The organism is Longimicrobiaceae bacterium (genome assembly GCA_035696245.1).
Taxonomy (GTDB): Bacteria; Gemmatimonadota; Gemmatimonadetes; order Longimicrobiales; family Longimicrobiaceae; genus DASRQW01.
Window position 1 is genome coordinate 1 of sequence record DASRQW010000476.1, and the last position, 11433, is coordinate 11433.

Genomic DNA, 11433 nt, shown 5'->3' on the forward strand with positions numbered 1-11433 from the left:
GAGCGGGCGCTGGTGGAGCTGGCGCCGCTCGCCGCCCTGCGCGTAGCGGAAGAAGCTGCCCGTCTGCGGGCGCGCCGCGCTCTCGGCCGTGAAGAGAACGGTGTACGGAGACGAGGCCAGCACGGGCTCGTTGTCCACCACGCCCACGGCGAGCGAGGGGAGGACCGAGCCGGACGCGCCTCCGCCAGCGGCGCGACGCGGGGCGAGCCCCACCAGTGCGGTGGCGAAGTCCTCCACGCGGATCGAGCCCGCGCTCTCGGCCGCGGCCTGCAGCTCCTCGAGGCGGATGCGGCGCACCTCGAGCGACACGCCGCTCGCGCCCAGCGTCCACAGGAACTCGATGGCGTCCAGCAGCTCGTTCTCCACCAGCGCGCGCGCCGGGTGGTCCTTGTCCTCCAGCGCGTTGCGGAAGAGGAGAAGGCGCGCCCACGGGCTGGGAATCGACTGGATGCGGCTGCGCAGATCCGTGTCGTGCTCGTCGGCGTACTCCACCTTCGCCAGCTCGGCCGGCGTCTCGATGGTCGACCAGCGGCCCACCGGCGCCGCCTTGATGTTGGCGGGGTTGGGCGCGTTGCGAAGACGGGGGAGGAGGTTGCGGCTCATACGGGCTTCACCTGGGTGGCTTCGGAGAACCGGTCGGCGGCGAAGGCTTCGCTGCCCTCGCGCATCACTTCGAGGAAGCTGGTGAAGCCCTCGCCGCGGCGCCGGTACGCCGCGTGGTTCCAGTAGCGGAACACCTCGAACTCGTCGCTGCCCTTCCGCCGCTGGTCGGCGTCACGGCGGCCCTCGATCAGCTCGGCCGGCCCCACCTGCGTCGGCCGCCGGCTGTCGGTGCGCGCGATCTGGAGCGCGGGGTCCGAGGCGCGCAGCTCGGCCAGCCAGTCCCACGTCTGGCGGAAGAAGGCCGCCACCGCGTCGAGCGCGGCGGAGCGGCTGCGCAGCTCGGCCGGCTTCACGCCCAGCTGCTGCATCCACGTCACCCCGCGCAGGTAACGGTCGAGTGCGGGCCGCGAGCCGCCGTCGGGCCGGAAGACGCTGAGGAAGGTGTGCGCGGCCACGATGCCGCCCATCAGCCGCCGGCGCGAGGCGTCGTCGAGCGGCAGGTCGCCCCAGCCCACGTTGCGGTCGCCCACTGCGGTGGTGCGAAAGACGGGCAGCGACTCGTTGGGCGGCTCCCCCTCGCGCGCGGCGAAGTCCAGCGCGGCCAGGGCGGAGAACATCTCCACGTAGTGCGGGCGATTGGCCTGGCGCTCGCCTCCCACCTCGTTCGCCTCCTGCTCGCGCGGCTGGCTGTCGCCCAGCACGTAGAACGACCCGTAGCCGGTGTGCCCCGTGGTGTACATGGGAATGGCCGCCGCCGCGTTCTGCGCGAAGAGGCTGGTCTCCGGCCGCGGGCCGCCGTCGGGCGCGTCGCGCGTGGCGGGAGCGGGGAGGGTGAAGTACGGCAGCAGCAGCGCCCCGCCGATGCGGCGCTGGGCCACGCCCGGCACGTCGCCGCGCCCGTCCTCGCTCTTCACGCCGTCGATCAGCGCGCGGCCGATGACGGGGAACGCGGCCGAGCCGGTGCCGCCGAAGACCGAGCCGATGGAGAAGAACACCATGTCCGGCTGCATCTGCGCCGACGCCAGGATCTGGCTGAAGAACTGCTGCTCGCGCAGCCGGTTCATGAACACGGTCCCGATGGAGGGGATGCCGCGGAAGCCCATTCCCAGGTCCATCCCCCGCACCGGCTCGCTGTAGAGCAGGTCGAACAGGTTCCCCAGCGCCCCGCTGCGCCCCTTCATCAGCGCCCGGTCCACCCGCGTGCTGAAGCGCGCGTCCGGCAGGTGCTCGTCGTCGGCGATGGGCGACCACACCAGCTCGCGGCCCACCGCGTCGATCACCTCGGTGCGGAAGTAGCCCGTGGGCGCGCTGCGCTCGCCGATGGCCGCGCGCGCCGCCCGGTACGCCTCGATGAGCTGGCGCGAGCGGGTGACGGCGAAGTTGGACTGGTCGGGGTCGATCAGCACCAGCTGGACCTGCCGCGGGCCCAGGCCCAGCGCGCAGAGGTGCAGCAGCGGCTCGATGGCGCGCATGCCGCTGCCCCCGAGGGCAAACAGCGTCAGCGCACGGTTCTCGATGCCCGAGCTCACCAGGTTGGATGACATTCGCCTACTCCCCGAACGGCATGAGGCGCGGATACGGGCAGCCGCGGTAGTGGAAGAGCCCGCCCGACCACGGGAAGCGCCCGGCGAGCTGCGTGAGGACCAGCGAGAGCAGCGTGAACACGAGCCCCGCCCAAACCGCCCCGGCCATGCCGCGGTTCAGCGCGTCGGGCCAGGGGATCGTGACCAGGAATGAGGTCGGGTTCGTCTCGCAGCTCCCCGCGAGAGCCCGTGCCGGCCACATCCGCAGCACCGCGATGCCGAGGATGAAGCCGCCCAGCATGGAGCCGCCGAGGAAGATCCACCACCGCAGGACGAAGCGCGGCCCCAGGCTGCTCCGCGTCCACAGGTAGCAGAGCGCCACGAGCAGGACGACAAGGACGGCGGTGATGGTCGTTGCCATGGCATAAGCGCCACGCAGCACCTCCGGATCGAAGAAGCCCGGAGGGGCGATTGGCTTCCCCGGTGCCGGAAGCGGGCAGACCACCCGCAGGTCCACAGGAGGGGTTGCCCATAGATTGCCCAAGAAGCCTGGCATAGCCCAATCGGTGGAGGAGAGAAGAGTGGGAGAGTACGGACCTCGTGAACTCAGTTCACGACCGCGTAGATCCGTCCGGCAGCTTTTGGAGATTGCTCGGCCAAGTGCCGAAAGAGCTCGAACAGTCTGCTCAAACCATACGTACGCACCGGCTCACCGGCACTATCTGCATCGAACTGCTCGAGCCACGTCGGAACTCCGGTCGGAAGCAGTTCGACGCGATACAGAAATCTAGGCTGGTCAGCGCCTCGGCTGACCATGTCCACTGCGAACGGATTGCCCTGTACCGACTCAGCAAGAGCGTTTGGCGGCGAATCCTCCCAATTTCCCGGCGAGCTAAGCGGTCGGACTGAGAGCGATGCGCGGAGGTTCTGCCCAGTCATGGCTCGCGCGGCGGTTTTGCCCATCGGCGATGTGGAGTCCGTGAGCTGCAGTAGAATCCGCAACGGTGTGTTGGTGGCCGCCGCGCCCCGCACGCGTATGATCGGCGTGCTGTCTGTAGACGATCCCCAGCTGGCAAAAAGCGTCGGATCCGAAACATGGTTCTGAGCGATGGCATGCAGCCCCGTCGGCGGAAGCGCGGGCAACGGCCAGACGAACAGATGCTCGAAGTGCTCCGCCAGCGCCGCCGCGATACGCGTCTCATCGCCCTTTGCCACGTAAGCGAAAGCGTAGAGCGGGCACGTCTGCGAGCCTCCTGCAGCGACCCGGCAACCGGAGGGGTCCGCAGCCACGGTTTGGAAGGGGGCCATAGATGCCGCAACCATAAACGTACCCCCCTTGCGGATCCATTCGTCAGCGCGGCTGCGGAGCTGCACGTACTGCTCGTTCGCGGTGTTGGGATTGCCTCGACGACCGTCGCCCACGATCACGTGCGAGGAAGCCAGCGCGGTGTCCGCCGCGATCAACTTCAGCGCCTGCTCCATCTCCGTATTGTTGTCGGAATAGAAGTCACGATTTCCCATCACCCCGATGGATGCCTGCGCCGGACGCACGTCGTTCCCGTACCCGTACGCGGCGCTCGGCGCCAGGCCTACGACGACACCGTCGATCACGGAGCGATAGTCCGTGCGGATCCGGCTCGGATAGTTCGGATCCAGGAACCCCCGCATGCTCTCGCTCCGGTCGATGTATAGCACCACTCCCTTCGTGCTGTTGATGCCCGGCCAACTCGTGAGGGACGGCGATACTGCCACCTGCGGGGCGGCGGCGCGGTCGGCTATCTCCCCGCTTCCGTCGCCTGGGCACGCTGTGAGGACCAGGAGAAGGGTGTGGAGGGCGGAGAGCTTCACTCGCATGAATTTGGGTAGCATCAGGTCTAGCGGCGGAGATGGAAGTCGTCGCGGTACTGCGGAGGGCGACTGAAGGTATTGTCGGAGAGTTGCCCCCAGCAAGCATTCTGACCCGCTCACAGGAGTGACTCGCGGTTCATCTCCGGCCGCCAAATTGAGATGCACCGTAGGGGGACGCGGATCGCAACTGAAACCGCGATCTGTCCCAAACGATGTTGAATGGTTCAAATGCGACCGCTTAGGGACTGATGATCTACCGTTTGCGATTCGAGACCGCAAGAGCATGTGATATGGGCGACGGGTTCAGTCTGCGTCCAGCCCCGCAGCCTCGGCAGCAAGCCGCGCGGCGCCGGACCAGTCGATGTCGCCGTGGCCTTGGGCGACGCCGGTGAGCAGGCGGTCGCGGAGGGCGCTGGCAATGGGCATGGGGACGGCGGCGTCACCCGCGGCGGCGAGGACGAGGCCCATGTCCTTGAGACCGAGCTTGAGCTTGAAGCCCGCGGGTTCGTACCTCTGCGCCGCAATCTGCTTGGCGTAGTTCTCGAAGATGGGGCCGCGGAGGAGCGAACCGCCCAGGATTTCCAGCAGCGTGTCGGCCTCCACGTCCTGCTTGCGGCCGAAAGCGAACGCCTCGCCCAGCGCGCCGATGACGGAGGCGATCAGGAAGTTGCCGGCGAGCTTCACCACGTTGGCGGCGGCGGGATCGGTGCCGGCCACGAACGTCTCCTGCGCCATCGCGGCGAAGAGCGGGCGGCAGAGGTCGATGTCTTCGGCGGCGCCTGCAGCGACTACGCGGAGCTTGGTGGCCTCTGCCGCATCCGGGCGGCCGAAGACGGGGGCGGAGACGTAGCGCTGCCCGCGCGTGCGGTGCGCGTCTGCCAGCATGCGCGACAGCTCCACGCTGATGGTGCTCATGGAGACGTGCACGGCGCCCTCGGCCAACGCATCGTCGAAACCGTCTTCGCCGAAAACCACGTCCTCCACTGCATGGTCGTCGGCGAGCATGGTGATCACGACCTCGGCGCCTTCCGCGGCGGCAGCCGGCGTGTCCGCGGTGCGGGCGCCGTCTTTCGCCAACTCGTCGGCCTTGCTGCGCGTGCGGTTGTACGCGGCGACGTCGTGCCCGGCGCGGACGAGGTTGCGCGCCATCGGCATGCCCATGCTTCCCAGCCCCACGAATCCCACTCGCATCCGCATCTCCCGTAAGCAGTTGCCACGCACCCGGCGCACCGCCCGCCCGCGCGGAGACGCACCAGCTGCGTGATCGTTGTGTCGGACAGCCCGGCGCGAATTCCCATTCGGAAGCGCGCAGCACCCGCGTGGAGCGTGCCAGCGATGCACGTGCCCCGAACACGCGATTCCGTGCCGCGGGTTTATCTCGCGGCTGATCGGCCTGCGGACAGTCCGCATCGGCAGAAGCGGTGCGGGTGACGACGTCAGCGGCTTGCGCCCGTGTTCCGATCGACCTCGCCGCATCTCCAGAAACGACAAAGCCGGTCCCTGCTGCTGCCAGGGACCGGCTTCGTACATCTACCGAATGCGCCGTCTACCGCGCGATGGACTGGAGGTGGCGGACGGCGAGGGCGTAGGCGGCCAGGGGGACCGTCTCGGACTCCTTGAGCTCGGCGAGGAGGTCGCGGTAGGCGCGGATCTCACGCGCGCGGTCGCTCTCCAGCTTTCGCACGGCGGCCTCCACGTCGCCGCCCTCGGCGCCGGAGAGGACGAGCGCGGCGATGGCGCGCTGGGCGCGGGAGACGTCCTCGGCCAGCGCCTGCGCGTACCTACGCTCCCACGGGTCGTCGCCCGCGGCGGTGCGCAGGCCCTCGCGGAGCCGCGCGGTGCCGAAGCGCTCGCTCACGGCGTAGTACGCGCGGGCCGTGCGCAGCTCCTCGGTGCCCGCGGCGCGGGAGAGGTGCAGCATCTCCAGAAGCTGCGGCAGGAAGCGCAGGGTGATGAGGCGCTCGCCCAGCTTGCGCTCCACACCCTGGTCCTGAAGCTCGCCAAGGCGTGACAGGAAGAGCGCCCGGTCCTCGCCCGCCACGAACTTGGCGAAGTTGCCGCGCAGCGTGGCGAGCCCGGCGCGCGCCTCCTCCACCACGGCGTCCGTCTCCGCATCGGGCGCCACGTTGCCCAGGACCCAGTGCGTGGTCGCCTCCAGGACGCGGCCCAGGCCAAGCAGCCAACGGTACACCGTGTCGCTCGGATAGCGGCCTTCCAGCTTCTCCAGGTCGGCGCGAATCTCCGGGGCGCCGGAGATGCGGCTCGCCACCAACCACGCGCGGACGACGGTGGGGATGTCGCTGCCCGCATCGCGCGAGATGCGGTGCAGGAAGGCGCTGCCCATCAGGTTCACGAGGTCGTTGACCAGCTCGGTGGTCACGATCTCGCGCCGCAGCCGGTGCTCGGCAAGGCGCTTGGGCTCGGCGGCCTGCACCGCGGCGGCGGGAAAGTAGCCCACGAGGTACGGGTGCGTGGCCGCGTCGTCCGGCACGGGCGAGGCGAGCAGCGCCGCCTTGGCCTGGAGCTTGGCGTGCGCCAGCAGCACGCTAAGCGACGGGCGCGTCAGCCCCTGGCCGCGGCTGTCGCGCAGCTCCTCGGCGCGGGGGAAGCCCTCCGCCGCGCGATCCAGCCGGTGCTCCGCCTCCAGCGAAGAGATGAGGGCGGCGAAGTCGTCCACCGCTTCCTTGGACCGCTGCTCGTCGAGCGAGACGGCGAGCGACTGGCCGACGTTGTTGCGCAGGACGAGGTCCGACACCTGGTCGGTCATGGACTCGAGCAGGCGGTTGCGCCCGTCCTCGTCCATCTCCCCGTCGGTGACCACGCGGTTGAGGAGGATCTTGAGGTTCACCTCGTGGTCCGACATGTCCACGCCAGCCGAGTTGTCCAGCGCGTCGGTGTTGATGCGGCCCCCGCGGTGCGCGAACGCGATGCGGCCGCGCTGCGTGAAGCCCAGGTTGCCGCCCTCGCCCACCACCTTGCACCGAAGCTCGTCGGCGTTGACGCGCACCGGGTCGTTCGTGGTGTCGCCCGCGTCGGCGTGGGTCTCGTCGCGGTCCTTCACGTAAGTGCCGATGCCGCCGTTCCACAGCAGCTCCACCGGCGCCGTGAGCACCGCGCGAATCAGCCCTTCGCCGTCCAGCCGCTCCACGCCGGCGGGGATGCCCAGCGCCTTGCGCACCTCGGGCGTGATCTCGATCTCCTTGCTGCCGCGCGGCACGATCATGCCGCCGGGCGAGAGCAGGGCGCGGTCGTAGTCCTCCCAGCTGGACCGCGGCAGCGCGAACATCCGCTTCCGTTCGGCGAACGACGGGGCGGGCTGCGGGTCCGGATCGAGGAAGATGTGGCGGTGGTCGAAGGCGGCCACCAGGCGGATCTTCTCGGACAGCAGCATGCCGTTGCCGAACACGTCCCCGCTCATGTCGCCCACGCCGGCCACGGTGAACGGCGTGGCCTGGATGTCCTTGCCCATCTCGCGGAAGTGCCGCTTCACGCACTCCCACGCGCCGCGGGCGGTGATGCCCTCCTCCTTGTGGTCGTACCCCTGCGAGCCGCCGGACGCGAACGCATCGCCCAGCCAGAAGCCGTACTCCGCCGCCACGCCGTTCGCCACGTCGGAGAGGTGCGCCGTGCCCTTGTCCGCCGCGACGACGAGATAGGGGTCGTCGCCGTCCAGCCGCTTCACGCCGGCCGGCGGCACGACCTTGCCGTCCACCAGGTTGTCGGTGATGTCCAGCAGGCCGCGCATGAGCGTCTTGTACTGCTCCGCCGCCTCCGTCATCTGCCCGTCGCGGTCCGGCAAGACGCGCTTGGTGATGAAGCCGCCCTTGCTGCCCGACGGGACGATGGTGGCGTTCTTCACCACCTGCGTGGTCACCAGGCCCAGGATCTCGGTGCGGAAGTCGTCCGGCCGGTCGCTCCAGCGGATGCCGCCGCGCGACACGGGGGCACCGCGCAGGTGCACGCCCTCCATGCGCGAGGAGTGGACGTAGACCTCGTACAGGAGGCGCGACTTCTTCAGCTCCTCCACGTCGGCGCTGCGGACCTTGATGGAGATATACGGCACCCCGCCCGAGCGCCCCGTGGGCTCCACCCCGCCGTGGCGGAAGTAGTTCGTGCGCACCGTGGCCTCGACCAGGTTCATCATCCGGCGCAGGGCGCGGTCGTCGGCCAGCGAGCTCACGGCCTCCAGCTCCTTCAGCAGCTCGGCCTTGAGCGCGTCCGCCTTCTTCTCGTCGCTCGAGGCGGGATCCAAGCGGGCGGCGAAGAGGTCCACCAGCAGGCGGGCCACGCGCGGGTACGCCATCAGCGCGCGCACGGGGGCCAGGCGGCTGGGCACGGCGCCGATCTGCGAGGCGTAGTTGGCGTAGGTGCGCAGCACGTCCACCTCGCGCCAGCGCAGGCCGGCCTGGAGCACGAGGGCGTTGAACGGGTCCTTGGGCGCGTCGCCCTGCTGCGAGGCCAGCAGCTCCTCGGCCAGGATGCCGGTCCGCTCGGCGGGGATGGGCTGCCCGTCGCGCGTCTGCACGGCGAAGGAGTAGACCATCAGCTGCGGCAGGTCTGCGCCATCCACCTCGAAGGTGTCCACCTCCAGCACGCGCACCCCGGCATCTTCCAGGATGGGCATGAAGTCGGAGAGGACGAGGCGGGCGCCAGAGAGGTAGAGCTTGAGGATGGTGGTGCCGGGCGTGGCCTCCTCCCCCGCCATGGGCTGGCGGAGATGCACGGCCACCTCGTGCCCGCGCTGCCGCATCGCCTCCAGGTGGATCACGTCGTGCGCGGCCGATGCGGGCGAGTTCGCGGCGCGGTACTCCTCGCCGAACGCGCCGCCGTACAGGTGCGCCAGGCGCCGAGCCTCATCCTGCCCGGCAGACGCGTCCAGCTGCTCGGCCAGGCGGTCCTCCCACGAGCGGACCAGGGCGGAGACGGCGCGCTCCAGCTCGCGCGCGTCCGGCGCCTCGGCCGTGGCGGGCGAGGAGAGGTAGTAGTGCAGCCGAGCCTGGTCTCCCGAGCCCATCGCCAGGTAGTACGTGCGCACCGCGCCGCCCAGCCGCGCCGCCAGCAGCTCGCCGATGCGCTGCCGCACCTCGCTGCTGAAGCGCCCGCCCGGCAGGATCACCATCACCGACGACTCGCCGCGCATGGGGTCCGGCCGCACCACCACGCGGATCCCCTCGCCCACGAGCGAGCCCAGGACGGTGCGCACCTCTTCGTCCAGCTCCTCCACCGACGCCTCGAACAGCTCCTCCTTGGGCATCGAGTTGAGGATGGTGACGATCTCCTTGTAGTCGTGCGACCCCGGCCGCGCGCCCGAGTTCTCCAGGATGCGTTGGAACTTGTGGCGCAGGATGGGCACCTCGCCCGCGCTGGCCGCCATCGCCTGGCTGGTGAAGAGGCCCAGGAAGCGCCGCTCGCCCGTCACGCGCCCCTGCTCGTCCAGCTTCTTGAGGCCCACGTAGTCCATCCGCGCGCGGCGGTGGACGGTGCTCTCGGCGTTCGCCTTGGATACGATGAGCAGCGGCCCGCCGGCCACGCGCGCCCGGAACGGCTCCGGCATCCCCGCCAGCGACACCGGCGTGCGGTAGGTGGACCGGCCCGCGTCGGCCAGGATGCCCATTCCCGAGCCCGGCTCCACGCCTACGGTGGCGTCGTCGCCCACGCCGGCGATCTGGTAGCCGCGGTAGCCCAGGAAGATGAAGTTGCCATCGCCCAGCCAGCGCAGGAACTCGCCGATCTCGGCGTACTCCTCCGCGCGCTCCGGGAAGCGGGCCGCGTACTCGTCCACCGAAGCCGTGGTACGCACCAGCTCGTCGCGCATGGCCGCGAAGTCGCTCGTCGCGGCGACCACGTCGGCCAGGCGGCGGCGGATCTCGGCGGCGATGCCCTCGCGGCGCTCCGCCTCGGCCACGCGGGGGATCTCCACGTGCACCAACGCCTCCAGCCCGCCCTCGCCCTCGGCCGTGGGCCCGGCTACGGATACCGGCTCGCCGTCCGCCCCGCGCTCCACGCGGAAGACCGGGTAGGCGTAGTGCTGGATCACCAGCCCCTCGCCCGCCAGGTACTCGCGGATGGAGTCCACGATGAAGGGGCGGTCGCCCACCTCGGCGCGGATCACCGTCACCGGCGCGTTCCAGCCCTCGTCCTCGGGGTTGGCGAGCTCCACGTTCACGCGGTCCGGCCGGGCGCGGCGCAGGAAGTCGTACGCGCCCAGCGTGAGCGCGGCCAGCTGCGGCACCGAGCGCTCGGCGAGCAGGTCGCGGGGCACCTTGGCGAAGAAGAGGCGCGCGAAGGCGCACACCAGCGGCGCGTCGCCGCGGGGGGCGCGCTCCAGGTAGGCGCAGAGATCGTCCACCGTGGCCGCCGCGTGCGGCTGCGTGCTGGCGGGCGTGGGGATCGGATTGCTCATTCAGCCGGAACGGAAGGGGTTCGGTGCGTCCAGGTCCGGGCGCAATGTAGCGACTCGGCCGGGGTTTGGCACCCGCGGCGTGGGCCGCGAGGGGCGACAAAGTAGCCGCTCCGGCCACCCCGCTCAACCCGCGGCGACGCGCCGGACGCGGCGGTGATCCGCGGCGGCATCGCGGCCGATAAACGGAAGGAGGCGGCACCCGTCGGGGCGCCGCCTCTCATCGTCCAACCCGTCTCGCCCGTCCTTCGACGGCCGGCCGGCCGCCGGTGCGCCGCTTACAGGAAGCGGGTCACCTCGAAGCGGCTGCCGTTGGCCGTGCCCTCCAGGCGAACGTAGTCGCCGCTGCGCAGGCGCTGGAAGCGGTCGCGGTCGCTGGCGTTGGGGTTGTACGGCATGGCGGCAGTGTACGTCCCCTGGTTGGTGCGCACCTCGAACACGCCGCGGCTGTAGTCCACCTGCCCCACGTTGCCGGTGAGCTGCTGGTAGCCGGTGCCGTAGCCGCCGTTGCCGGACCCGTACGTGCCGCTGCCGTTGGTGTCGCGCACGTTGCGCTGCACCACGATCTGGTCGGTGTAGAGCACGCCGCCATTGGCCTGCTGCACCCGCATGGAGATGTAGTCGCCCTGCTCCAGCGACGTCACTGCGTACTGCTGCTGGCCGAAGACGACGACGGTGCGGTTGTCGTACGACACGTTGCCGGTCTGGCCGTCCTGCGTCTGCACTTGGATGGACTGGCGCTGCTGGTCCACGTAGCGCACCTGGCCGTCGATCTGGCCGGTGCCGCCCGCGCCGCCCGCGCCCTGGTTCAGGATGCTGCCCAGCACGTTGCCCACCGAGCCCATCGAGGCGCAGCCGGCCCCGCTCGCCACCACGGCGGCCAGCGCCACGTTCCGCAGGCCCTTTATCATCGTCAGTCGCATGGTCGAATCCTCTCGTCTGCGGTTCCCGCCGGTCCGGTGCGGCCCGGCTTCGTGCCGGTGCCCGGAGGCGCGGGCCCTACAGGCAAGCCCGATGCCACGACCTATACGGTAGGTCGTTGCTGGACAATCGGTTAAC

Annotated in this window: 7 protein-coding genes; all 7 read right to left on the minus strand. The window is 70.3% G+C overall.

The window, feature by feature from the left end; genetic code table 11:
* The coding region (locus VFE05_21365; GenBank protein ID HET6232638.1) for a hypothetical protein at window positions 1-603 on the minus strand (603 nt) is incomplete at its 3' end.
* A complete protein-coding gene (locus tag VFE05_21370; protein ID HET6232639.1) occupies window positions 600-2147 on the minus strand; it encodes a hypothetical protein in 1548 nt (515 codons plus the stop codon). The genes VFE05_21370 and VFE05_21365, both read right to left, overlap by 4 nt.
* 4 nt (window positions 2148-2151) lie before the next feature.
* Entirely contained in the window at window positions 2152-2547 is a 396-nt protein-coding gene (locus VFE05_21375; GenBank protein ID HET6232640.1) for a hypothetical protein, read from the minus strand.
* Between the two features lie 185 nt (window positions 2548-2732).
* Entirely contained in the window at window positions 2733-3794 is a 1062-nt protein-coding gene (locus tag VFE05_21380) for a hypothetical protein (GenBank protein ID HET6232641.1), read from the minus strand.
* 483 nt (window positions 3795-4277) lie between these two features.
* Window positions 4278-5165: an NAD(P)-dependent oxidoreductase gene (locus tag VFE05_21385; GenBank protein HET6232642.1), complete on the minus strand. Its 888-nt coding sequence runs from the start codon at window positions 5163-5165 to the stop codon at window positions 4278-4280.
* 355 nt (window positions 5166-5520) lie between these two features.
* On the minus strand, window positions 5521-10377 hold the full coding sequence (locus tag VFE05_21390; protein HET6232643.1) for an NAD-glutamate dehydrogenase: 4857 nt from the start codon (window positions 10375-10377) through the stop codon (window positions 5521-5523).
* A 275-nt stretch (window positions 10378-10652) separates the two neighbouring features.
* The gene (locus tag VFE05_21395) at window positions 10653-11297 is read right to left on the minus strand and encodes a hypothetical protein (protein ID HET6232644.1); all 645 of its coding nucleotides are present in this window, start codon (window positions 11295-11297) and stop codon (window positions 10653-10655) included.
* Window positions 11298-11433: the final 136 nt, after the last annotated feature.

What these genes read in the sequence shown, in the direction of transcription:
- VFE05_21385 (HET6232642.1), bottom strand. Translation starts at nt 5,165, where the DNA reads ATGCGAGTGGGATTCGTGGGGCTGGGAAGCATGGGCATGCCGATGGCG.
- VFE05_21370 (HET6232639.1), bottom strand. Translation starts at nt 2,147, where the DNA reads ATGTCATCCAACCTGGTGAGCTCGGGCATCGAGAACCGTGCGCTGACG.
- VFE05_21380 (HET6232641.1), bottom strand. Translation starts at nt 3,794, where the DNA reads ATGCGGGGGTTCCTGGATCCGAACTATCCGAGCCGGATCCGCACGGAC.
- VFE05_21390 (HET6232643.1), bottom strand. Translation starts at nt 10,377, where the DNA reads ATGAGCAATCCGATCCCCACGCCCGCCAGCACGCAGCCGCACGCGGCG.
- VFE05_21375 (HET6232640.1), bottom strand. Translation starts at nt 2,547, where the DNA reads ATGGCAACGACCATCACCGCCGTCCTTGTCGTCCTGCTCGTGGCGCTC.
- VFE05_21395 (HET6232644.1), bottom strand. Translation starts at nt 11,297, where the DNA reads ATGCGACTGACGATGATAAAGGGCCTGCGGAACGTGGCGCTGGCCGCC.